We start from the raw sequence: 24,021 nt of genomic DNA, 5'->3' as shown, positions 1-24,021 counted from the left end.
CCCTGCGAAAGAGCCGAGATTGAAGCGGCTTCGCATCGGGAGGACAGCGTGAAAAAACTGGATCGGCAATTGCGCGTCGGTGTGCTCGGTTGCGGGCCGATCGCCCAGTTCGCGCATTTCGAATCCACGGTGAAGGGCCGGAATACCAGGCTCTATGCGATCTGCGACGTCGTGCAGGATCTTGCCGCGCGCATGGGCGCGACCTATGAGCCGGACAAGGTGTATCATGATTACGATGCGATGCTTGCCGATCCGGAGCTTGAGGCGGTCGTCATCGCCACGTCCGACGCTTTCCACGTCCCGGCGGCGATCCGCGCGCTGGAAGCCGGCAAACACGTGCTGTGCGAAAAACCGGTTGGCGTCAGTGTCGAGGAAGTCGAGACCCTAGCCGAAACCGTGCGACGGACTGGCAAGGTGCTGCAGATCGGCCATATGAAGCGTTTCGATCCCGGCATAGAGGCGGCCAAACACTTCATCGACAATGAGATGGGCGAGCGATTGGCGCTGAAGGCCTGGTATTGCGACAGCACCCACCGCTACACGATGACCGATGCGGTGCAACCCTTGCCGGTTCTGTCGAAGGCGGCCCTGAAGCCGCGGGAAAATCCGAAGGCTGACCTCAAGCGCTATTACATGCTGGCGCATGGCAGCCATCTGGTCGACATCGCCCGTCATCTTTGTGGCGATATCGAATGGGTGAGGGCGAGACTACTTCAGCGTTTCGGAGCCTATTGCTGGTTTGTCGAAACCGGCTTTGCCGATGGCACGCTCGGCCATCTGGACCTGACCGTGGCTGTGCGGATGGACTGGCACGAGGGCTTCCATATCTATGGCGAGAACGGCAGCGTCCTCGCAAAAACCCATAATCCCTGGTATTACAAGGCGAGCGAGGTGGAGATTTTCCGCGAGCGCACCGCATCCTATGAGCGGCCGCTGGGCGCGGACGGCCATTTCTATCGACGGCAACTCGAGGGTTTTGCAGAGGTCGTTCTTGACAGCGCACCGATGCGCGGCGCCGGCATCGAGGATGGGCTTGCTTCGGTTCGCGCCATGGCTGCCATCGCGAGATCCGTCGAGACCGGCCAGCGGATCGATGTCGCAACGATGACAGGGGCGGTCTGATGCAGGTGGGCATATTCGCCAAGACCTATCCGGGCACGAATCCTCTCGCGGTTCTCACGCGTGCTGCGGCCGATGGTTACGCCTGTGTGCAATATAATCTCGCCTGCTCCGGTCTCGCCTCGATGCCCGACGCCGTATCCGACGAGGCCGTGGAAGCCATCGCCGCCGCCGCCCGTGCGACGGGTGTCCGTATTGCCGCCCTTTCCGCGACCTATAACATGATCCATCCCGACCATGCGCGACGCATCGAGGGCATGAGGCGTCTTGGGGTCTGCCTTAAGGTCGCCGCGTGTCTTGCCATTCCCGTGGTGACGTTGTGCACGGGCACGCGCGACCGCGAGGACCAGTGGCGCCATCACCCCGACAATGACACGGCGGAAGCCTGGAGAGACCTTGTCGAACAGATGGCCCCTGCGGCGGAACAGGCTGATACCCTGGGGATCAGGCTCGGTATCGAGCCGGAACAGGCCAATGTCGTGCGCAACGCGGACGATGCTGTTCGATTGATGCGGGAGATCGGTTCGCCATCCCTCGGCATCGTGCTCGATCCGGCCAATCTGTTTGAAAAGGCGGATGCCGATGGCGCGCGAGCGATCGTGGCCGACGCCATCGACCGGCTTGCCGGCCATATCGTGATGGCGCATGCCAAGGATCGCGATGCCGAGGGCGGATTTGTAACCGCCGGGCGCGGCGTCATCGACTTTCCGGATTTCATCAGGCGCCTCGATATCGCCGGTTTCGATGGCCCGGTCGTCACCCACGGACTTTCGGAACAGGAAGCACCGGACGTGCGGCGTTTTCTTGCCAGTCTCATCGCATGAGCAGATATCTTCACAGGCTGCCGGATGGGCGAAAGGTTCATGTCGAAGATTGCGGCGCGGGCTTTCCGGTTATCTTTCAGCATGGGCTTGGCGGCGATCTCAGGCAGGTTGCGGATGGTTTTCCCGATGGGCTTTCCTGTCGCCGCATCACGCTCGAATGCCGTGGCCATGGCCTTTCCGGGCTGGCGAGCGGCGAGTCTTATTCCATCGCCGGTTTTGCCGAAGATCTGATCGCCGTTGCCGATGCGCTTGGCCTCGCGCGGTTCGCGATCGGCGGCATTTCCATGGGCGCGGCGATTGCGCTGCGTATCGCGGTCCTGCACCCCGGTCGGGTGGCGGGCCTGATGCTCATCCGTCCCGCCTGGCTGGCGGAAGCTGCGCCGGAGAATATGAGGGCCTTTTCCTTGGTCGCCGATCATCTCCGGCAATCCGGGCGGAACGGACGGGCGGCGTTTCTTGCATCGCCCACGGGCCGCAGGCTTGCGGATGAGGCGCCGGACAATCTTGCCTCGCTTGCCGGCTTCTTCGATCATCCTGAACCCGCAGCCATTGCAGTGCTTCTGGACGCCATCGCAAGGGACGGTCCGGGTGTGGATGAAAGACAGATCCGCGCGCTCAAGGTGCCGGCCCTGGTGGTCGGACATGGGCTCGATCTCGTTCATCCGCTGGACTACGCCCACAGGCTGGGTGAAATGATCCCCGATGCCCGCGTCATTGCAATCACACCCAAGGCCGTCGACAGGGCGGGCTACAGCGCCGATTTGCAAGCTGCCCTCACCGACTTCATCCGGTATCTCGACACATTCCAGGAGACATGCGCATGACCATGAAAGCCGCAGCCAATTGGTTCGAGGCTCTGCCGCGGGACCGTCTCCTGGGCGAGTTTTCGTTGTGGTCGGCCGATCTCGCCAACCTGGAACGGGAAATCGCCCGCGTCGATCCGCATGTGGATATTTACCATGCCGATGTTGCCGATGGCCGTTTCGCGCCCTCGTTCCTGTTTTTTCCGGATCAGCTTTCGCGTATCCGTAAATTGACGTCCCGTCCCATACATGTCCATCTGATGGTGGAGGGCGATATCGTGCTCAGCCAGATCCGTCAGTTCGCCGAAGCGGGCGCCGACCTGATTTCCATACATCCGGAAAATGGCGCGGTGACGCCGCAGGCCATTGTGCTGATCCGTGAATTGGGTCCCAAGGCGGGTGTGGTGCTGCGTCTGGAAACGCCTGTCGAGACAATCCGGCCGCTTGTGGCGGATATCGACTTCGTCACGCTGCTGGGAACGGCCATCGGCGTCAAGGGGCAGGGGCTTTCCGAGGCGGCTTGCCCGCGCCTGATCGAGGCGGCGGCCATCCTCAAGGCGCAGGGGCGCGGCGATGTCGTGCTGGCGGCCGATGGCGGTATTCGGGATAATACGGTGCCGCTGTTGCGCGAGGCCGGCGCACAGACCGTGGTCCTAGGATCGCTTGCCTTCAACGACCCGGATCTGGCGGGTCGTATCGCCTGGCTGCGCGCGCTCTAGGGCATTTCCAGTAAAGGTGCGACGCGGTTTTACGTCCGGAAAATGCGTGAAAACAAAGAACTGGAGCACGTCCATCGACGAAGCTCAGGCGACGATCAGCTGGGTGCCCGCCTTCCTGATCGCCGTCATGATGGCATCCGGCGGCCAGGCATCCGTCACGACAAAAGTGATCTGGCTGAAGGTCGCCACGCGCGCGAAGGCGGTAACGTTGAATTTACTCTGATCGATGAGAGCGATGGTGCGCGTCGCCATTTTGATCATGGCCGCCGTTTCGGAGGCTTCCTCGAGCCTGCCCATCGAAATACCGCTCGCTGAAATGCCTGTCGCGCCGATGACGGCGGTATCGGCGCTGATGCCCGGTACTTCGGCAAAGCCAACGGTGCCGATGGTGACCTGTGAGACCGGCCAGTAGATTCCCCCGAGAATATGCAGCGTGCGCAGCGCATTTTCCGGCGCCACTGGCGGCAGGCGCAGATTGTTGGTTATGACCGTCAGGTTCTGCCTTTCGCCAAGCGCCGCAGCGAAATAACAGGTGGACGATCCGCCGTTGACGATCAGTGTTTCGCCGTCGCGGATGAGGTCCGCTGCCGCCTTGCCCATACGCTGTTTGGCGGCAGTAAAGGCGTCCATCCGCGTGCCGAGCGTGGTGTCGACCCTGACCAGCGCGTCATTGTAGATCGCCCCGCCATGGGTACGCAGGATCAGGCCGCGACTTTCCAGTTGGTCGAGGTCGCGGCGGATCGTGTCGCGCGACACCGAAAGCTGCTCGACCATCTCCGCGACGGTCATTTGACCGTTCCGGCGCAGGAGATCGATCAGGCGATTGTGACGAACGGCCGGAAGCGCCGCGCTGCCCGGGCTTTGGGCAGGAGAGGCCGCACTGTCGGTTTCGTCTGTCATCGGCGTTTACTCACGGTCATGAAAAAAGGCCAGCTTGCCGCCGGCCGCTTTCCTTAAAACATGCACCCGGCAGTGGGAGCAACCTTATTCCACGCAAAGATACAGATGCTGTCGCTCCGCATGGCTCAGCCTCCGATCATCAGCTTCACGACCTCGTCATGCGTGGTCTCGGAGATTGCTCTCTCGCCCGCGACAATCCCGCGGCGCAGGACGACGATCCGGTCGGAGACGGCGAAAATATCCTGCAGATTGTGCGAGATGAAAATCACGCCGCGCCCCTGCGCCTTCAGCGATTTGATCAGTGAAATGACCTTGCGCTGCTCCGGTACGCCAAGGGCCGCCGTCGGCTCGTCCATGATCAGGATTCTGGCGTTCCAGTAGACCGCACGTCCGATAGCCACCGCCTGCCGCTGGCCGCCGGAGAAATTGCTCACCGGCGCATCCAGGCGTTTGACGTGAAAATCGAGCCTGGCCATGGTTTCTGCGGCGGCATCCGCCATGCGCTTGCGATCAAGAACCGGCAGGAAGCCGAAGAGCTTTTTCATGGGCTCGCGACCGAGGAAGATATTTGCGCCGATTGTCAGATTATCCGCCAGCGCAAGATCCTGATAGATGGTCTCGACACCCAGTTCCCGCGCCTCCTGGGGGGAGGAGAATTTGACGGGCCTGCCTTCAATCAGGATTTCGCCCGAGCTTGGCGGATAGACGCCCGACAGTGTCTTGATCATGGTGGTTTTGCCGGCGCCATTGTCGCCGGCCAGCGCCACCACCTCACCTGGACGAACCAGCAGGGAACAATTTTCCAGCGCCTTCACCGCGCCGAAATGGCGGGAAAGATTGCGAACCTCGAGAAGCGGTTGACTATTCATCCTGCTTGCCTCCGCTGAACCGGCGCTGGGCCTGATCGATCAGCACTGAAATGATGATGACGATGCCGACGGCAATGAATTGCCAGAATGGCTCGACGTTGAGAAAGACGAGGCCATATTGGATGACGGCGATCACCAGCGCGCCGGCCACCGTGCCGATGATCGAGCCGGAACCGCCGAAAAGCGATGCGCCGCCGATCACCACTGCGGCGACCGAGTCGAGCAGCAGGGGCTCGCCCGCCTGTGCGGCGCCGGCGGTGAAGCGGGCCGCATAGAGCGCGCCGCCGAGACCTGCGCACATGGCCGAGAGGACATAGAGCTTGAGAATATGTTTCTTGATGTCGATGCCGGCGCGCCGGGCCGCCTGAACATTGGCGCCGATGGCGTAATTATGCTGACCGAAGCGCGTCTGGCTCAGCACATAATGCATGATGAGCACAAAGGCGGCGGCGACCAGCACCAGATAGGGAACGCCAAAAAAACGACCGTTGCCAAGGGCGGCTAGCCACGAGTTGGATACCGGGACAGTCGTGCCGGAAGCAAGCAGAAAGGCGGTGCCGCGCGCAACGCCGAACATGCCAAGCGTACCGATAAAGGGCGGCACCTTCAGCCGCGAGATCAGCAGCCCATTGATCACGCCCGGTACGCCCGCCGCCAGAACCGCAAAGGCGATCCCGATCAGCATCGCGACGGGAGCGGGGAAATACAGCCCGGCAATATTGGTCACATGCGCCGCCACGACCGCTGCCAGCCCCATGATGAAACCAGTCGAAAGGTCGATGCCGCCCGAAATGATGACATATGTCTGGCCGATGGCGATCAACAGCGGGGCGACGGCGAATACCGCCACGGACTGCCAGTTGAAGGCGGACAGAACGAAGGTGCCGCCGAAAGACAGCCGCGCCCAGATTTCAAACGTTACGATGAGCGCCGCGAGAAAAAGCCAGGCGCGAAGCTGAGCCACCCGCTGCACGAACGTCTTGCTCACTTCGGCGTGGTCCGCCTGCGGGGCGACGGACTTTTCATCTGAAGTCGTCATGGTGGGGATATCCATCATTGTATCTTCCCGGCGGCCGGGCGCCCATCGCCCACCGCAAAACATCCAGGTAAAATGACGCCCGCCCCGCTGGCGGGACGGACGCCCAGTTGTCGGGAGGCTACCTGTTATTCCGAGTAGATGAACTTCGCGACCTTCGGATCGGACAGGTTCGACTTGTCGATCACCGTGAAGCCGGTACCGATGGCGGTCGGAATGGAATTACCGGTCAGGTGCGCGTAGGCCGCCATGACGCCGAAATAACCGATTTCCGCTGGATGCTGGGCAATGGCCATGTCGACAAGGCCGGCATTGATGTTGTCGACAATGCTGCCGGGCGCATCAAAAGCCACGACCTTGATGGTGCCGGATTGACCCGCCTGCTTTACGCCATTCGCTGCGCCAAGTGCGGAAAACAGGTTCGCGCCGAAGACGCCGGCAAGGTCGCTGTTGCGCGCGTAGACGGCCTGAAGCTGCGAAGCCGCCTTGTTGGCGTCGTTATCGTTAAACTGCGTTTCCAGAACCGTGATGCCGGGATATTTGGCCATCTCCTGCTTGAAGCCCTGCTCACGCTGATCGGTTGTCGAAATTCCCGGTTTAACGTTGGAGACGTATACCTTGCCTTTTTCACCGATCGCCTTGGCCAGCGAGCGCGCAGCGATCTCTCCGCCGAGCACATTGTCAGACGCAATGTAGGAGATCGGGAAATCGGCTTCGCCGCCGCCGGTCTGATAAACACCGGTTCCGATGAATGTATCGACGGTGATCACCGGAATGCCGGCATCCGCGGCCTTTTTCAGGGGTTGAACGAGCTGGGTCTTGTCCGTCGGGGCAATCAGGATGGCGTCCGGGTTTTTGGCGATCACGGCGTCGAGAACCGGAACCTGGGTGACGGGGTTAAAATCCGGTGCGCCCTGAAACACCAATGTAACGCCGACCGCCTTGGCGGCGGCTTCCGCGCCCTTGCGCATGGTGATGTAAAAGGCGTCCGTGGTCAGGCCCGGAACGAGGGCGATGGTATATTTCTTGTCCTGCGCGCTTGCCTGTCCTGATGTCAGCGCGGCAGCCGCGGCAATCGATGTGACTGCTGCGGCCTTGAAGAATGAACGGCGCTCCATAGTCTCCTCCTTATGTGAGCTGAATTCTTCACGCCGGCAAATCCTCCATAAACCGGCTGAAAATCATATTCACGCCCGCAAAGTGCGTCCGTCAAGTGAAATTTCTTCCTGAAAATAATTTCTTGCGTTTTTATGCGCTTTTCAGAGGGCCGGTGACGGTCAGGCCGCCGCGCCCCCGTCGCTTTGCAGAAGGTCGAGAATGGCCTGTGCGGTCGCGGTATCGGTCACCACGGCGTTGATCATGCCCGAACGCACTGCGCCGATGACGCCCGCTGCCTTTTCCACCGTGGCCAGAACGCCGATCGACAACCTGGTATTGCGCAATTGATCCGGTGAGGCGGCGATCATTCTTTCCTCGCCATCCCAGGCCAGCGGATGTCCCTCAATATCGAAATAATGGCGGATCACATCGCCGACAGCGCCCAGACTTTTTTCGTTGTTGGTGGCGGCGCTCGCTTCGGGTGGGTTGATGGCATGCGGCAGGCCGATGCCGACGATGCAGCAGTCGAGCCGGTCCCAGAGGCCGGTGGTTTCCTGCACGCCGGGATCGTTCAAAAACGCGTCTCGCAATGTCGTCGACGAAAGGTAAGGGGCGTGCAGGAAATGCGGTGTCCCGCCCAGTTGTTCGGCCGCCTGTCTTGTAAATTCGTTGATCTGGAAATGCGCCGCTGCCTGCTGCATCCCGCCATTCATCGGCACGGCCACAATGCCGGGAATGCGTATCAGACCCGCCGTGAGCACTTCGCGTACCGCACGTCCCCAGCCTATTCCGATAACCGACCCCGCGCCGAGGCCTTCCTCTTTCAGCAGGGCGCCAAGCGGCGCGGCCAGCGCGCCAAGCACACCGGTTGCCGGTGTGTCGATCACCGCCGCCCGTTTCAGGCCCAGCGCCTGAATGAGGTTCTCGGTTATATCTTCGGGGGAGACGAGATCGAGCACTTCGATGCGCACGATGCCGATGGCGCGGGCCTTTTGCAGCAGGCGTGACACGGTTGCCGTCGATACGCCGAGCTTCCGGGCGATATCCACCTGGGCCATGTCGGCCTCATAATGCAGCTTGGCCACCATATGGATCATGGCGCGTGTTGCGGGTGTTTCCTGGGCTGGTTGGGGAGGCATATTGCAATTCCTTTCTGAAACGTGTTACAAGAACACGCCTTGGAGGAGTTATCGCTGAAAACCCGCAAAACCGCAATGCACTGAAAGCCCGACATTTTTTGGCTGTTTCAGGACGCGTCCTTCGCCGGGCGCGTCGCGGTTGAATATTGCGTTTTTTCCGATCCTCGCCGGGCATTCCATCAACAAATGCTGACCAGACAGCGGAGTCGGAGATTACACCATGACAGCCATGACAACAGCGGAACGACGCGGATACCACCAGATTTGCGGCGCCAATGGCGCGATGATGGTGATCGCCTGCGATCAGCGCGGCGGCATGCGCTCTCTGCTGGCCGCAACGCCCGAGGAACAGGCGTCCATCGGCAACGATGTCCTGGGCGATACCAAGGCTGATATCACACGGTTTCTGGCCGCCCATGCCGGTTGCGTGCTGGTTGATCCCATCTGCGCCGTACCCAAACTGGTCGACAACGATCTCCTTCCCCGTGACACGGCTCTTTTGATCGGCATCGATGCTTCGGGTTGGGACACCTCGCCGGAAGGGTACCGGATTTCGAAGATGGTCGATGGCGTCAATGCCCGGCGGGTGCGGGAACTTGGCGGCACCGGCGGCAAGATCATGGTCTATCTCAGAATGGACACGCCGGCCGCCAATACGAAAAATCTCGAAACGCTGAAGGCGTACATCGAGGATTTCGCCCGTGAAGACCTGCTTCTGGTCGTTGAATTCCTTACCTACCGGCTGGAGGGGGAAAGTGCGGAAGATTACGCGGCGAAAATTCCCCTGCTCATCAGACAGGGGTCTGAAGCCTGCCTCGCTCTTGGCGCCAAGGTGCTGAAAATCCCGTATCCGGGCTCTGACGAAGCCTGCGCTGAAATCACACGAATTGCAGGCGATGTTCCCTGGGCTGTGTTGTCGGCGGGCGTCGATCACGAGACATTTCTGGGCCAGGTTGAAGCGGCGATGAAGAATGGCGCTTCCGGCGTCATAGCCGGTCGATCGCTGTGGAAGGACTGCATTTCTCTTGACCGGGCGGTTTCACAGAAAAAACTCTCGAGCGTGGCCGTGTCGCGGTTGCGCGATATCCAGGCGGTGATTTCGCGTTATTATCGGGGTCAGAACAGCAAGGCTGCATGAAACCAGTGGGTGGAGATGGACATGCAAGATTGCACCATTGGTGTGGATATTGGCGGCACGAATATTCGCGCCGCCCGGATTTCACCGCAGGGTGAAATTCTGCGCAAGAAGATCGTGCCGGGCAGCCGCGACCCTTCGACGGCGATCAAGCTGATCTTCGGTTTGATATCGGAGATGGATGCTCCCGACGTCCTTGCCATTGGTATCGGTGTCCCCGGCCGTGTCGATGGGGAAACCGGCGCGGTGCTCTCCGGCGGCTATCTCGATCTGTCTGGCTGCGATATCAAGGCTTTGACCGAAAAGACCTTCAATCGCCCGGTGGCGATTTCCAACGATTGCAGCATGGCGCTGGTGGGCGAGACCGCCGTTGGAGCGGCGGCGGGGGCTGCCAGCGCGGTCATGCTGACCATTGGCACCGGCATTGGCGGTGCGTCCATGGAAAACGGCCGGATCGTGCAGGGCAGGCAGAGCGCCGGTCAGCTCGGCCATATCATCGTCAATCACAACGGTCGCAAATGTGTGTGCGGCCAGCGCGGCTGCGTCGAAACGGAATCCTCCGGTACGGCGCTTGGCCGTCATATCGAGGAAGCAGGTTATCCCGCGGAAACCCGTTTCGACGATATTCTGCAATTGGCCCGGGCAGGCGACGAAAGGGCGCTTGAGGTGCTGCGCAACTGGGCCGGGCCCCTGCGTGCGGCCATCGGTACATTGTCTGCATCCTTCGATCCCGCCGTATTTCTGCTGGGTGGCGGCATGGGACAGGCGGCGGTTACCGCGCTCGGTTTCTTACCCAGGGCGCAGGGCTGGTATTCGACGGACATACGTGCGGCAGCGCTTGGCGATGACGCCGGCATGATCGGCGCGGGCCTGATGGCGCGCCGGCTTGTGGAAACCTTGCCCGCCGTGCCGGCAAAGACGAGGGGCAAACATATCGTCTTCGTGAACGGCATCCCGGCGTCCGGAAAGAGCACTCTGGCGCGTATGCTGTCGCAGCAGACGGGCTGGCCGGTGCTGGCGCTGGATACGATCAAGAACCCTTTCCTTGAGCATATCGAGGGTGTCGACCGGCTGTTCAATCGGACGCTTGGCAAAGCCAGTTATCAGGCGATCTTTCAAATTATAAAAGACGCGCCGGAAGGATCGGGTTTCATCGTCGATGCGTGGTTCGGCTTTCAGCCCATCGAGTTGCTGAAGGAGCACCTTGAGAAAGCAGGTGCGGCGGAACTCGCAGAAATCTGGTGCCATGCGCCGGCCGAGGTCGTAGCGGAACGGTATCGCGCGCGTCTCGCGGACAGGCTGCCGGGCCATCCGGGCGAAAGCTACATCCCTGAACTCATTGCGCTTGCGGCCAGAGCTGAACCGACAGGGCTCGCGCCTGTTTTCGATGTCGACACCACCCTGCCACCTGACGATGTCGCGGTTCTAAGCTGGGTGAAGGCCGCCTTTGCGAAGGGACCTCCGGGCTGGCAACGGCGCGTGGCGTGAATTGCGGTGCAGCCCAGGGTCACCGAAGAGCCGGCCGGTGCGCTGGCGGACATGCCTGAAATGACGGGGGCAGTCAAATCTCCGGTTCGATATTGTGCGATGAATCATGAATTTTATTGATCGATTGCTGCGAATGCACGCGCAATATTGACGTTTTTCGGGCGTGGCGCTACCACCGGTGCCGGCGCCTCTCAACCGGCGGTCAGTCGCTAAAATGGCGGTGTGTCGGCCTGTTCGGGTCGTTGTGTCAAAGGGGGAACCGTCCTTGTCGCTTTTTCCTGCTCTCCTCGACAGGCTTGCCCGGCCGGATCTGTTTGCCGATCTCGCTGGCGTCACTTTCGGCGACCGGGCGTGGTCGGGCGCGGAGTTTGATGTTTTCAATCCTTCGACCGGTGCGCAGCTTGCGCGGCTGCCGGATATGGGGGCTCTGGAAACGCGGGAGGCGATTGACCGCGCGGCCGAAGCGCAGGGCGTATGGGCGAGCCTGCCGGCCAAGGACAAGAGCGCGGTGATGCGACGCTGGCACCAGCTGATCGTCCTTCATGCGGATGACCTGGCAACGATGCTGACCGCGGAGATGGGCAAGCCGCTGGCGGAAGCAAAATCAGAAGTCTCCCACGCCGCCGCTTACGTGCAATGGTATGCCGAGGAGGCGAACCGCATCTATGGCGAAACGATTTCCGCCCCTTCCAACGATCGGCGGATGCTCGTTATCAAGCAGGCAGTGGGTGTGGTGGGCACGATCACTCCGTGGAATTTTCCCGCATCCATGGTAGCTCGCAAGATTTCGCCCGCACTTGCGGCCGGCTGCGCCATCGTACTGAAGCCCGCCGAACAGACGCCGCTGGTGGCGGGGGCCATGTTCGTGCTGGCCCGGCTCGCCGGTTTTCCGGAGGGGACGCTCAACCTCATTTATGCGAGCCACGGCGCCGACGTCGGTGCGGAATTGTGCGCCAATGCCAAAATACGCAAGATCAGCTTCACCGGCTCGACCGAAGTTGGCCGGCTGCTGATGAGCCAGTGCGCGCCGCAGATCAAGAAGCTCAACCTCGAACTGGGCGGTAACGCCCCTTTCATCGTTTTTGACGATGCCGATATTGATGAAGCCGTGGAAGGCGCCATTCAGGCGAAATTCCGTAATGGCGGCCAAACCTGCGTCTCTGCCAACCGCATCTATGTGCAGTCGGCGGTTCATGATGAGTTTGCGGAGAAATTCGTCGCGCGCGTGGCCGAATTGAAGGTCGGCGATGGCTTCGATCCCGATGTTACCATCGGCCCGATGATCGACAGCCACGCCATCGACAAGATTGAGGGACATTTGGCCGACGCCAGCGCAAGAGGCGGCACAATCCGTTGCGGCGGCAAGCGCGCCGCGAATGGCGGAACTTTTTTCAAACCCACGGTCGTCACCGGGGTTACAGGCGCGATGCGGGTTGCCCAGGAAGAGACTTTCGGCCCGCTCGCCCCCATCATCCGTTTCGAGGATGCGGAGCAGGTTGTGCGCGAAGCCAATGACACGATCTACGGTCTGGCCGCCTATTTCTACGCCTCCAATCTCAAGCGCGTGTGGCGTGTCGCCGAAGCCCTGGAATATGGCATGGTCGGCATCAATACCGGCCGCATGTCGTCGGAGGCAGCGCCCTTCGGCGGCGTCAAACAATCCGGCATCGGCCGCGAGGGTTCGCGCCATGGCATGGAGGATTATCTTGAAATGAAATATCTCTGCATGGGCGGCATATAGCTTCGCATTACCGGGCTTCGTTGGAATAAAGCCCGTCGCCGATCACCGGATCATCACGCCTGACGCAATTTTGCTCCTGCGTGCCGGAAATCCGGGCGGCGATCCGGCCTGGGTCTTCATCAAAGACAGCGTAGGGTGGACTGGTGATTCCGCGACCCCGTTGGGAAACCGATGGCGGGCATGGGAAATCACTATGGCGCGTCTACGATTTATGGCGAATCCGTCATCCGCCCGTTAGCCTTCGCCACTAGGCGTGCCGACATGGCCCTCGGGCCGATCCGTGTCGTGCAAGGAAGGCCAGGAGATGACGACCTCTTCAAACATGATCGCCAGCCGCCTCGGCTGATCCTGTCGCCGCGATTTCAATGGATAGTAAAAATGCGTTTTCAATCCGCCAATAATAATGTGCGTCAGATCAAGGGTGTATTTGCGGGCTGCTCTGTCGCTTTCATCGGCGTCGGCCTCATGAGCGCTCTGGTCAATATTCTTTATCTCACCGGCTCGCTCTTCATGATGGAGGTCTATGACCGCGTGTTGCCGAGCCGCAGCCTGCCGACGCTCTTGGCCCTGTTCGCCATCGTGGTGGCGCTTTATGTATTTCAGGGTCTGTTCGATGCCGTGCGCGGCCGCCTGCTGGTGCGCATCTCCGATCGTCTCGACCAGGTCCTGTCCTCCAGGGTTTACGATACGGTGATCGGTCTGCAAGTGCGACTGCCTGTCAGCGGCGCTCAGGCGCAACCGCTTCGTGATCTCGATACAATTCGCTCCTTCCTGTCGGGAAGCGGACCGACCGCTTTGTTCGACCTGCCCTGGCTGCCTTTTTATATTGCCATCTGTTTCGCCTTCCATTTCTGGCTCGGGGTCACTGCGCTCGCCGGCGCCGCAATTCTCACGATGTTCACGCTGATGACGGAGCTTGTCTCCAAGCGTCCCGTGGAAGAGACCGCACGACACGCTTCCGCGCGCAACCGGCTGATTGAGAGCGCCCGCCGCAACGCCGACATCATCGCCGTCATGGGAATGACGCCGCCATTGCGGGAGCGTTGGCAGGTGGACAATCGCGCTTATGGCCGTGGGCAGCGCACCGCAAGCGATATCGCCTCCGGTTTCGGTGTGGCGAGCAAGGTGCTGCGCATGCTGCTGCAATCGGGTATTCTCGCTGTCGGGGCGTGGCTGGTCATTAATGAGCAGGCGACACCCGGCATCATCATCGCCGGTTCCATCCTGTCGGCGCGGGCGCTCGCTCCGGTCGATCTCGCCATCGCCAACTGGAAGGGCTTCATCGCCGCGCGGCAAAGCCGCCGCCGTCTTGAAAAGACGCTTGCGCTGCTACCGGATGCCGCCATGCGCATGGACCTTCCAGCGCCCCGCTCCCTTCTCTCCGTAGAGCGTGTCGGCGTCATCCCGCCGGAGGCGGCAGAGCCGGTTCTGCAGGATGTCGCCTTCACGCTTGCGTCGGGCAGCGCCCTTGGCGTGATCGGGGCCAGCGGTTCGGGGAAAAGTTCGCTCGCGCGGTTGCTGGTCGGGCTCTGGCGTCCGCTCAAAGGCTCGGTTCGACTGGATGGCGCGACACTGGACCAATGGCCGGCTGAAGCGCTGGCCCGCCACATCGGCTACATGCCGCAGGCGATCGAACTGCTGGACGGCACCATTGCCGAAAACATCGCCTCATTCGACCGAGAGGCAAGCTCGGAAAAGATCATTGCGGCCGCGCGCGCAGCGCGAATTCACGATCTCGTCGTGAGCCTGCCGGAGGGCTATTCCACACAGGTGGGGGAAGCCGGGCGGCAATTGTCAGCGGGGCAGAAACAGAGGATCGCGCTCGCGCGGGCAGTTTATGGCGACCCGTTCCTCGTTGTGCTCGATGAGCCGAATTCCAACCTTGATTCCGAAGGCGAGGAGGCGCTGACAGCAGCCATTCTCGGCATTCGTGAACGTGGTGGCGTTGCCGTCGTCATCGCTCATCGCCCCAGCGCGCTTTTAGCCGTGGACAAGGTGTTGATGCTCGCCGAAGGGCGGCAACAGGCTTTCGGCCCGAAGGATGAGGTGCTCGCCAAGGTGCTGCGCCCGGTCAGCGGTGCGGCCGGCGCCCTCAAGGTCGTTCAGGGCGTGGAAACAGGAAAGGCATGAAGATGGATGAATGGCAGGCACTCAGACGCTCGATCCGCAGCCACCTTCTTGTCGGTGGACTTGGTTTTCTCACCCTGACCGGCATCTTCGGCGGTTGGGCAATTGGCACCGAAATCGTCGGCGCGGTCATTGCGCAGGGCTCGCTGGTGGTGGAAACCAGCCTGAAGAAGGTCCAGCATCCCGTGGGCGGCGTCGTCAGCGAATTGATGGTGCGCGATGGCGACCGGGTGAAGGCCGGCGACGTCGTCATGCGCATCGATGCGACGATGACGCGGGCAAATCTGGCCATCATCGTCAAGAGCCTCGATCAATTCAACGCCCGCAAGGCGCGGCTGGAGAGCGAGCGTGACCGCGCCGGCAAGGTCGTGTTCCCGCAAGCGCTGCTTGGGCGAGCCGCCGATGCCGAGATCGCCGCGATGATGAATGCCGAACAGCGTCTTTATGAAAACCGCAAGGCCGTTCGCGAAAGTAAAAAACGCCAGCTCGAACAGCGTGTGCAGCAGCTTCGCGATGAGATTGCCGGCATGGATGCCGAGCGCGCTGCGAATTTCCGCGAACAGGGCATGGTCGGCGAGGAGTTGAACCGCTTTCGCTCCCTGCATGAGAGAGGCCTGATGGAAAAAAGCCGGCTCAGTACGCTGGAGCGTCAGGCCACGGATATCGATGGCGACATCGGCCGGCTGATGGCTGGCATTGCCGGGGTCGAGGCGAAGATCAGCGAAACCAGGCTGCAAATTCTTCAGATCGACGAGCAATGGTCGGAAGAGGTGGGAGCCGATCTGCGCGAAATGGATGCCCGCATCGGCGAATATGTCGAACGCCGGGTGGCGGCCGAAGACCAGCTGAAACGTGTCGATATTCTCGCGCCGCAGGATGGGGTGGTGCATCAACTTTCAGTACACACTGTCGGCGGGGTCGTTGCGCCGGGCGAGCAGATCATGATGATCGTGCCGGAAGTCGACAAGCTGGTGGTGGAAGCCAAGGTCGCGCCGCAGGACATCGACCAGATATTTTACGGCCAGACCACGAACCTGCGCTTTTCCGCCTTCAACCAGAAAACGACGCCGGAAATTACAGGCACTGTGGAGCGTATCTCGGCTGACGTGACGGTGGATCAGCGAACGGGCACGAGCTACTACCTCGTGCGCGTCGCCACCTCGCAGGAGCAGATAAAGCGGTTGGGCGAATTCAGCTTGATGCCCGGAATGCCGGTGGAAGCCTTCATCACGACAGGCGAAAGAAGCGTATTGTCCTATTTCCTCAAACCCCTGCTCGATCAGGCGAACCGCACCTTCCGCGAAGCCTGAAGGCAAGATCCGGGTGCTTTGCTTATAAAGCGCGCAGAGCTTTCTTCCGCCAAGCCGCCAAGCCGCCAAGCCGCCAAGCCGCGATGCGGAAATATGTCGGCGGGCGCCTGCGTCGTAAACAGTCTCCTGCGTTCCATGGCAGGGCGCACGGGCCTGGAGCAACTGTCTGATCAATGAGGGAGGGGCTGTCCGAGATGAGGACGTGGAAATGTGCCGCTTCGCAAACATGCCTTCGCGACCCGGCAAAACGCCGCGCGTCCCTTTGGCCGCGCGGCGTCTTATGGTGAAACGGGATCGCGATTTCCGTCGCGATCCGGCTGCCAATACGTCTATGGCTTAGCCGATCTTCACATTGTCATCGCGCTTGATGGCGATGACGGTCGAGCGCGGCAGCTTGCCTTCGCCATCCGGGAAGGGGGCGTCGGGGTGCTGGATGCCGACGAAGTGGGTGCGCTTGTCGCCGGACCATGTCTGGCCGGTGACTTCGGAACCCTTCGGGGCGGTGAGGAAGCGCTCGATACGGCCGGTGGCCGGGTCGCCCGCCAGCATCTGGTTGTTGCCCTGTCCGGCGAAGTTGCCTTCATTGGTGTCCTCGCCGTCGGTCTGGATCCAGAGCAGGCCGGTGCTATCGAACATCATGCCGTCAGGCGAATTGAACATGTTGCCTTCGTTGATGTTCGAGGAGCCGGCATAGGCGTCCTTGTGGACGGTGGGGTTGCCGGCCATGCAGAACAGGTCCCACTTGAACTTGCCGTCCGCATGGTCGTCATTTTCCGGATACCAGCGCACGATCTGGCCGTATTCGTTCTTTTCGCGCGGGTTGGCGGCGTTGATCGCCATGGCGTCGCCGCCGGCATTGGCGCGCAGCTTGCCGTCCTTCATTTCGCCGCGGCGGCTGTTGTTGGTCAGCGCGCAATAGGCTTCGATGGCGACCGGGTTGATGGCGACCCATTCCGGGCGGTCCATCGTCGTCGCGCCCACCTTGGAAGCGGCCTGACGGGTGAAGACGCAGATTTCGTCGATCTTCATGCCGGTGGTTTCAGGCGTCAGGGCGAGCCATTCGCCGGCGCCGTCGTCGGAGAATTTCGCGACGTAAAGCGTGCCTTCATCGAGCAGCTTAGAGGTGTCGCCGCCCGGCACGTAGATGCCGTTGGAGACGAATTTATAGAGGAATTCGCCACGCTCGTCGTCACCCATGTAAACGACGACACGGCCATCGCGGGCGATCACGACGGCGGCGTTTTCGTGCTTGATACGGCCAAGCGCAGTGCGCTTGATCGGGGTGGAGGAGGCGTCCGAAGGATCGATCTCGACCACGTAACCGGCGCGGCGCGGTTCGTTGGGGTTCTTGGCGACGTCGAAACGCTCGTCGAACTTCTCATAGGCGTAGCGGGTTTCGGCGACGATGCCGTAACGCTTATAATCGTCAGGCAGCTTGAAGGCGGCGTCGGTGGTGCCGAAATAGCCGTTGAAGTTTTCTTCGCAGGTGAGATAGGTGCCCCACGGTGTGCGGCCGGCGCCGCAATTGTTGAAGGTCCCGAGACAGTCGACGCCCTTCGGGTCGGCGGCGGTCTTGACGAGATCGGAGCCTGCGGCCGGGCCGGAAAGCTTCATCGGCGTATTGTGGTGGATACGGCGGTTGAAGGGGCTGTCGAGAACGATCTTCCAGCCGTCCTTGTCTTCCGCGACTTCCATGACGGTGACGCCCTGCATGTTCTGCAGGATCTTCACATCGTCGGCCGTCTTCGGGTTGCCCTTTTCGGCGTGCGGCAGGTTGGTTTCCGGGTTCACATATTCATGGTTGACGGCGATCAGCTGGTGGCTGCCGACCACGAAGAGTTCCATACCATCGGTGTTTTCGCCGAAGACCTTGTCGGAGTTTTCAACGCTGACGCCCTTGGCGGGGTCGAGATCGGGAACGTTGGAGAACAGCGGCTGGCCCCATTTCGCCAGCGGTTTCCAGTTATAACCTTCCGGGACATGGATGGTATTATCGGTGGCGGCGGCAACCGGCTTGAAGGGGAAACGGCCGACGGCGGCTTCCTGCGCTTCGGCCGAGGTGCTGCTCATCAGGTTGCCGAGCGTGCCCATGGCGGCCGCGGCCGAACCGAAGGCAAGCACGCCGCCGAGAAAGCCGCGGCGGGAAATCGCGGTTTCGACCACGCGGTCGAAATCGGTTTCGGCCGGCGGCGGGTTCTGCAGTTCGTCCCACTCGTCCCAGGACAATTTGCTCGTATCGATGTCGGTCATAGTCTGTCTCCACCGTTGCTTGTTTGGAATCATTCCAGCAAGGTGCCTACCGTCCCAATATTTCATGCGGATGACGGAAACGGCAGTATCGGCGGTCATTTTCCCTGCGCCGGGGCGGCTTTTTTCGTCAGCGCCCGATCAGGATGCGGGTGACGAGAAAGCTGTCGAAGCGGCAGAAACGGAAGGGAATCTCCGTTCCCCTGCGCCATTCGCCGCCTATGTCGGCGGTCAGCCGCAGCGAGGCCGAGCCGTTGTCGTCGAAGCCGGATAATTCCGCCGCCTCGAAAAAGAAAAACCGTTTCACTGTCGGATAAAGCGCCTTGAACAGGCTTTCCTTGGCCGAAAAAATCAGACCGGTCATGAAGGGGTCGATGGCGTTGCCGAGGCTGTGGCGTTCACGCGCCGTCAGGGCCTGCGTGGCGATATCGCGGGCCTCTTCCTCGGTCAGGAGCCTTTCGATATCGATGCCAATACCGCGGAACCGCCCCGAAGAGCCGGCAATGGCAATCGCCCGCTCATGGCTGTGGGAAATCGCGCCGATCACGCCTTCGGGCCAGAGCGGCGCGCGGTCCTCACCCATGCCGGGAAAGGTGGAGCGGCCGGTGAGGCGGCGGATGGCCTCGGCCGCGCATCTGCGCCCGGCGACGAATTCTGCCTTGCGTCTGGGCAGGGCGTGTAAAAGCTGCGGCGGCAAGGGAGGGACCTCGCCGCCGCAACCCTCATCGGCGCTGTAACGAAGGGTGAGGCAATGGCAATCGCAGCTGTCGTCCGGCCAAGGCCAGATGGCCTCCGGTGGATCGCCGGAGACGGCTTCGCGATGAAACGCCGTTGCAATGGCCATGTCCGTCACCCTCATCCAGCGGCCTAGATCATGCGCTCACGCTTTTCGCCATCCCGCTCCCGTTCAGGCCGCAAGCGTTGCGCCGCCATCGACGACGATCTGCTGCATCGTCACATGGCCGGCCTGATCGGAGGCGAGGAACAGGACCGTATCGGCGATATCGTCCGGTCTCGCGATCTTGCCGAGCGGAATGCCGAGCTTGAACTGCTCGGGCAGGCCGGCGACCAGCCGGTCCTTGCCGGAAGGATCGCTCAACATGCCGGCAAGCATCGGCGTATCGGTGGAGCCCGGTGAAACGACATTGCAGCGCACGCCATAGGGCGCAAGCTCCAGGGCGGCGCAATGGCTGAGGCTGACCAGCGCCGCCTTGGAAGCGCAATAGGCCATCATGCCGATGCGCGGCACGACGGCGGCATTGGAGCCGACATTGACGATCGCGCCGCGCCGCTGCCGCTTGAAGGCGCCGCTCCATTGCCGCAGCATATAGAACGGCCCGGCGGCGTTGACATCCATGCAGGCTTTCCAGTCCGCCGGCGTCAGGCTTTCGCTGTCGCCGAGCCGTAAAATGCCGGCGGCATTGACCAGAATATCGAGCCCGCCCCATTCGCTCTCTATCGCCTTGCAGGCCGTCTCCACTGCCGCCGCATCGGTAATGTCGAGCGCGATCTGGCGGAAGGGCCCCCCCACTGTGTCGGCCAGTAGGTCGAGGCCGATGACCTCGGCCCCTTCCTCGATGAAACGTTCGGCGATGCGGCGGCCGATGCCCTGGGCCGTGCCCGTCACCAGCACGCGCCGTCCGGTAAATCTCTGTTGCGTCATCTTGTCCGTCCGCTCAGGCTGCGAGCCGCTTTTCTTCGATCAGCGCCCACCAGGCGGAGAGTGTCGGCACACGGGCAAGCTCATCGAAGCCGACGGTGACGCCGCGTTCCTTCAGTTCGCCGGCAAGCTTCATCACCTGCAGCGAATCCAGCCCGTAGAAAATGAGGTTTTCATCGGGGTCGATATCGCTTTCATCCTCCACCATTTGCAGGACTCGGGCTTTCAGCCATTCGCGGGTGCCGGTGGCCTCGCCCGCGCCGACAAGGCTTGCGGTGTCGATCACCACGCCGCAACGCGTCGCCACATATTGCAGCGCCATGCGGTGTTCGGCCTCGGAAAAATCGGCGACGCCGTCACCGATCATGAAGGGCTGGATATCCTTCATGAAGGCTTCCACCGCCGTCATCATGCAGCCGATATGGGCGTAAACGCCGCCGACGATGATCTGATCGCGGCCCCAGCCTTTCATGCGCTCTGCAAGGTCGGAACGCTGGAAGGCACTGTAGCGCCATTTTGTCAGCACCACGTCGTCGGGCGTCGGCGCGAGCTTGTCGACCACCTTCTGCAATTCCGGATCGACGACAGTGAGACCCGGTCCCCACATGTCGTTCAGGAGCGCACGGTCGCCCGGCGGCTGGTTATGCGGCTGGGCGGTATAGATGACCGGCACGCCGTTCTGAACGGCCCATGCCTTCACCTTGGCGAGATTGTCGATGAGGCTGGTCATCAACTTGCCGTCGGCCTCGTAGAACCGCAGGAAATAACGCTGCATGTCGTGGATGAGCAGTACGGCGCGTTTCGCATCGGGCTGCCATTTTGTCTTGTTGGCCGGAAAGCTCGCGGCGACCGGCATCGGATAGTCGGAAATGGTGGGGATCGTCATGATGACCTCGGTTTTTTTGCTGCGCCGGCTCGGGCGGCGCATGATCTTTGGAATGGGGACGCCCTTTTGAGCGTCCCTTTCGATTGGCGCTGCTTGTCAGGCGCTGATGGCGACGGGGGCTGTCAACAAGTCGCGCAGGCGCTTCTTGTCGATCTTGCCGACGGCGGTGAGCGGCATGGCCTCGATGAAGCGCACGCGGTCCGGCAGCTTGTAATCCGCGACGCCGAGACCGGCGAGATGCTGGCGGATGGCCGGCGCCTTGAGCGCGGGATTGCGCGACACGACGAAGACGCAGCTTTTTTCGCCGAGAAGTTCGTCCTGCATCGCCACCAGAGCCGCATGGGTGACGTCCGGATGCCGCAGGATCAGGTTTTCCACCTCCTCCGAAGCGACCTTTTCGCCGCCGCGATTGATCTGGTCCTTCACCCGGCCAACGACCCGCAGATAACCTTCGGGCGTGCGCTGCACGACGTCGCCGGAATAATAGAAGCCATCCTTGTCGAAGACCCGGGCGCTGTGTTCGGGCGCGCGGTAATAGCCCCGGAATGTATAGGGGCCGCGGGTCGCCAGCATGCCGGCTTCGCCCTCGGGCACGTCGTTGCCATCCTCGTCGACGATGCGGATCTCGTCGTCCGGGCTGATCGGCCTGCCTTGCGTGGTGAAGACGATATGGTCGGGGTCACCGAAGCGGGTGTAGTTCACCAGACCTTCCGCCATGCCGAACACCTGCTGCAGATCGCAGCCCAAGACCTCCGGCACCTGGCGGGCGAGCGCTTCGGCGAAGCTTGCGCCGCCGACCTGCAGGAGCTTGAGCGACTTCAACCGTTCGCGATGGGCGGGAGCCGCCTGCAGCCACAGCGCCACCGCCGGCGGCACCAGCGGCACAATATCGACGCCGTGTTTTTCGATCAGATCGAAGCAGGCAAGCGGCTCCGGATTGGCGGCCATGACCACCGCGCCGCCGGCGTGGAACACACCGAGCGCGCCGGGCGAACTCATCGGGTAATTATGCGCCACCGGAATGGCGCATAGGAAACGGGTCTGCGGCGAAAGTTCGCAAATCTCCGCGCTGGCCCGGGCGCTGTAGTCGTAGTCGTTATGCGTCCGGGGGATCAGTTTCGGCGTTCCGGTGCTGCCGCCGGAAAGCTGGAACAGCACCACCTCGTCGGCGGCGGAAGGGGCGTAAGCCGGTGGATTTTCGGCAGGCGACGCCAGCTTCTGCTCCAGGCTGCGCTGCGGATCGGTTTCGCCGAGCAGCAGGGTCACGGCAAGCTCTGGAGAGGCCGCCTTCAGCGCCTCGACAAATGTGTCATCGGCGAAAAGCTCGTGGCTGCGCGAGGCGATCACCAGCTTCGGCGCGATCTGCTCCGCATAGGAGGTCATTTCCAGCCGACGATGGCTGAAAAGCGCATTGACGGGGGCGGCGCCGATTTTGATGAGCGCGAAAAAGACGAGATAGAACTCGGCTATGTTCGGCAATTGCACCAGCGCCGTATCACCCCTGCCGATGCCTGCGGCGGAGAGATGTCCAGCCAGATTGGAGGATTGCCGGTCGAGATCGGCATAGCTGAAACGACGGTCGCCGCAGATCAGCGCTGTTGCGTCCGGCCGGCGCTCCACCTGTTCGGCGAGAATGCCGCTCAGCGGCCGGTCGATCCAGTAGCCGCGTTCGCGGTATCGGCGAACGAAATCCTCGGGCCAGCGTTGGAATTCGATTGTCATGGTTTGTCCCTGGAAAAATTAGGCAGAAAGACCGCAGGCGTTCAGCATGGTCTTGAGCTTGGTCTGCACCTCGGCCCATTCGGATTCGGGCTCCGAGGCCTCCACGATGCCCGCACCGGCGAAGAGCCGCACGGTTTCCCGCTGCACGGTGCCGCAACGGATGGTCACCACCCATTCGCCATTTCCTTGCGAATCCGTCCAGCCGACCATGCCGGTGAAGAGGCCGCGCTCGAAAGGCTCGACGAAGCGGATGAGGCGATGGGCGCGCTCGGTAGGGAAGCCGCAGACGGCTGGCGTCGGGTGCAGCAGGCAGGCAAGCTGCAGCGCATTGGTTTCCGGATCGGCGAGACGGCCTTCTATGCGGGTCGAAAGATGCCAGAGTGCCGCCGTGTTGATGAGGGAGGGTTTTTCGGGAACATCGAGTTCCGCGCAGACCGGCGAAAGCAGCGAGCGGATATCCTCGATGACGAGGCTATGCTCGTAATGATCCTTTTCCGAGGCCGAAAGCCGATCCGCATTGGCCTTGTCCGCTGCCGGATCGACCATGCGTTTTGCCGATCCCGCCAGCGGGTTCGAGGTGATTTTCTCGCCCTGCTTGCGAATCAGGAGTTCCGGGCTGACGCCGATCAGGTCGCCGCCATCGGGCAGCGGGATGCGGAACTGGTAACCTTCGCGGTTCTGTTTGGCGAGGCTCGCGAGCAATCTTTCGACATTGACCTCGGAGGCGAAAGTCAGTTCACGCATGACGGAAAGCACCGCCTTGCGGACTTCGGAATGGCGGAAATTGACGATGGCATGTTCGACGGCATGCTTGAAACCGCTCTCGTCCGGCAGGCTGTTCTGGCCGACAAGGGCGGGCATGGCCGAATCGGCGACGATCGGCTCTGCATCCTTGGAATTCCATTCATAGTTGTATGGAATATACAGGCATGAAGGTTCGCTGACATCGAAGGGGATCGCGCCGATGGCGATGGGGTTCTGCTCGCCCTCCCGCTGCGCACGCTCGAAGGCGCCGGCCAGTGCCTGCTGCAGCGGGCTGGCAATGTCTTCGCCGCCCCGGGCGGGAATCGCTATTTTTTCGCGAATGCCCTTGGCGCGCAATTGCCCGCTGCCGGAAGTAAACAGAAATTCTCTATTAAATTCAGTAATTTCGTCGGATTCGACGTCATTCGTCCTGAGTGCTCCCGTTTTCATGGGA

General features: G+C 61.6%; 20 protein-coding genes. 9 read left to right on the top strand and 11 right to left on the bottom strand.

Annotated elements, in window-relative coordinates:
- The first annotated feature begins 48 nt into the window (after positions 1-48).
- Genes ACIK7D_RS19050 through ACIK7D_RS19035 form a run of 4 tightly spaced genes read left to right on the top strand, consistent with a single transcriptional unit; the run spans position 49 to position 3,465 of the window.
- A complete protein-coding gene (locus ACIK7D_RS19050; RefSeq protein WP_262532325.1) occupies positions 49-1,122 on the top strand; it encodes a Gfo/Idh/MocA family protein in 1,074 nt (357 codons plus the stop codon).
- On the top strand, positions 1,122-1,943 hold the full coding sequence (locus ACIK7D_RS19045) for a sugar phosphate isomerase/epimerase family protein (protein WP_400157074.1): 822 nt from the start codon (positions 1,122-1,124) through the stop codon (positions 1,941-1,943). Before ACIK7D_RS19050 ends, ACIK7D_RS19045 begins: the two co-directional genes overlap by 1 nt.
- Positions 1,940-2,767 (top strand): alpha/beta fold hydrolase, encoded by an 828-nt coding sequence (locus ACIK7D_RS19040; protein ID WP_400157073.1) that lies wholly within the window; start codon positions 1,940-1,942, stop codon positions 2,765-2,767. The genes ACIK7D_RS19045 and ACIK7D_RS19040 overlap by 4 nt, the downstream gene beginning before the upstream one ends.
- Entirely contained in the window at positions 2,764-3,465 is a 702-nt protein-coding gene (locus ACIK7D_RS19035; protein ID WP_400157072.1) for a ribulose-phosphate 3-epimerase, read from the top strand. Before ACIK7D_RS19040 ends, ACIK7D_RS19035 begins: the two co-directional genes overlap by 4 nt.
- 84 nt (positions 3,466-3,549) lie before the next feature.
- Here the strand turns inward: ACIK7D_RS19035 and ACIK7D_RS19030 are convergent, their stop codons facing one another.
- The 5 genes from ACIK7D_RS19030 to ACIK7D_RS19010 all read right to left on the bottom strand — a co-directional run bounded on the left by ACIK7D_RS19030 (position 3,550) and on the right by ACIK7D_RS19010 (position 8,465).
- Positions 3,550-4,365 (bottom strand): DeoR/GlpR family DNA-binding transcription regulator, encoded by an 816-nt coding sequence (locus tag ACIK7D_RS19030; RefSeq protein WP_127756839.1) that lies wholly within the window; start codon positions 4,363-4,365, stop codon positions 3,550-3,552.
- A gap of 125 nt (positions 4,366-4,490) precedes the next feature.
- Complete coding sequence (locus ACIK7D_RS19025; protein ID WP_080820521.1) at positions 4,491-5,234, bottom strand: ATP-binding cassette domain-containing protein; 744 nt, start codon at positions 5,232-5,234, stop codon at positions 4,491-4,493.
- The gene (locus ACIK7D_RS19020; protein ID WP_233284797.1) at positions 5,227-6,273 is read right to left on the bottom strand and encodes a ribose ABC transporter; all 1,047 of its coding nucleotides are present in this window, start codon (positions 6,271-6,273) and stop codon (positions 5,227-5,229) included. The genes ACIK7D_RS19025 and ACIK7D_RS19020 overlap by 8 nt, the downstream gene beginning before the upstream one ends.
- 125 nt (positions 6,274-6,398) lie before the next feature.
- Entirely contained in the window at positions 6,399-7,388 is a 990-nt protein-coding gene (locus ACIK7D_RS19015; protein WP_400157071.1) for an ABC transporter substrate-binding protein, read from the bottom strand.
- Between the two features lie 159 nt (positions 7,389-7,547).
- Complete coding sequence (locus tag ACIK7D_RS19010; protein WP_162936958.1) at positions 7,548-8,465, bottom strand: sugar-binding transcriptional regulator; 918 nt, start codon at positions 8,463-8,465, stop codon at positions 7,548-7,550.
- 262 nt (positions 8,466-8,727) lie between these two features.
- On the opposite strand from ACIK7D_RS19010, the gene ACIK7D_RS19005 reads away from it, so the two are divergent.
- The 5 genes from ACIK7D_RS19005 to ACIK7D_RS18985 all read left to right on the top strand — a co-directional run bounded on the left by ACIK7D_RS19005 (position 8,728) and on the right by ACIK7D_RS18985 (position 16,308).
- On the top strand, positions 8,728-9,645 hold the full coding sequence (locus tag ACIK7D_RS19005) for a tagatose-bisphosphate aldolase (protein WP_135398463.1): 918 nt from the start codon (positions 8,728-8,730) through the stop codon (positions 9,643-9,645).
- Positions 9,646-9,666: 21 nt separating this feature from the next.
- A complete protein-coding gene (locus tag ACIK7D_RS19000) occupies positions 9,667-11,130 on the top strand; it encodes an ROK family protein (RefSeq protein WP_137454273.1) in 1,464 nt (487 codons plus the stop codon).
- 265 nt (positions 11,131-11,395) lie between these two features.
- Positions 11,396-12,871, top strand: a complete 1,476-nt coding sequence (locus ACIK7D_RS18995) for an NAD-dependent succinate-semialdehyde dehydrogenase (RefSeq protein WP_400157070.1) — start codon at positions 11,396-11,398, stop codon at positions 12,869-12,871.
- Positions 12,872-13,249: 378 nt separating this feature from the next.
- Positions 13,250-15,001 carry a type I secretion system permease/ATPase gene (locus tag ACIK7D_RS18990; protein WP_400157069.1) on the top strand — a complete coding sequence of 584 codons (1,752 nt, stop codon included), beginning with the start codon at positions 13,250-13,252 and terminating at the stop codon, positions 14,999-15,001.
- Between the two features lie 2 nt (positions 15,002-15,003).
- Positions 15,004-16,308: an HlyD family type I secretion periplasmic adaptor subunit gene (locus ACIK7D_RS18985; RefSeq protein ID WP_400157127.1), complete on the top strand. Its 1,305-nt coding sequence runs from the start codon at positions 15,004-15,006 to the stop codon at positions 16,306-16,308.
- A gap of 336 nt (positions 16,309-16,644) precedes the next feature.
- On the opposite strand, the gene ACIK7D_RS18980 is transcribed toward ACIK7D_RS18985, so the two are convergent.
- From ACIK7D_RS18980 to ACIK7D_RS18955, 6 genes are all read right to left on the bottom strand, one after another.
- Positions 16,645-18,558 carry a PhoX family phosphatase gene (locus tag ACIK7D_RS18980; protein WP_080820533.1) on the bottom strand — a complete coding sequence of 638 codons (1,914 nt, stop codon included), beginning with the start codon at positions 18,556-18,558 and terminating at the stop codon, positions 16,645-16,647.
- 127 nt (positions 18,559-18,685) lie between these two features.
- On the bottom strand, positions 18,686-19,399 hold the full coding sequence (locus tag ACIK7D_RS18975; RefSeq protein ID WP_400157068.1) for a 4'-phosphopantetheinyl transferase: 714 nt from the start codon (positions 19,397-19,399) through the stop codon (positions 18,686-18,688).
- A gap of 63 nt (positions 19,400-19,462) precedes the next feature.
- Positions 19,463-20,218, bottom strand: coding sequence for a 2,3-dihydro-2,3-dihydroxybenzoate dehydrogenase (gene dhbA / locus ACIK7D_RS18970; RefSeq protein ID WP_400157067.1), 756 nt, complete (start codon positions 20,216-20,218; stop codon positions 19,463-19,465).
- A gap of 13 nt (positions 20,219-20,231) precedes the next feature.
- Entirely contained in the window at positions 20,232-21,101 is an 870-nt protein-coding gene (locus ACIK7D_RS18965; protein ID WP_127756835.1) for an isochorismatase, read from the bottom strand.
- A 96-nt stretch (positions 21,102-21,197) separates the two neighbouring features.
- Entirely contained in the window at positions 21,198-22,823 is a 1,626-nt protein-coding gene (locus ACIK7D_RS18960) for a (2,3-dihydroxybenzoyl)adenylate synthase (protein WP_400157066.1), read from the bottom strand.
- 18 nt (positions 22,824-22,841) lie between these two features.
- Complete coding sequence (locus ACIK7D_RS18955) at positions 22,842-24,017, bottom strand: isochorismate synthase MenF (RefSeq protein WP_137005528.1); 1,176 nt, start codon at positions 24,015-24,017, stop codon at positions 22,842-22,844.
- Between the last annotated feature and the right edge of the window lie 4 nt (positions 24,018-24,021).

The sequence above is a fragment of the Agrobacterium sp. P15N1-A genome (assembly GCF_044626815.1).
Lineage (GTDB): Bacteria > Pseudomonadota > Alphaproteobacteria > Rhizobiales > Rhizobiaceae > Agrobacterium > Agrobacterium leguminum.
Note: the sequence above shows the minus strand (reverse complement) of the source record. Positions and strands in the feature narration are given on the sequence as shown.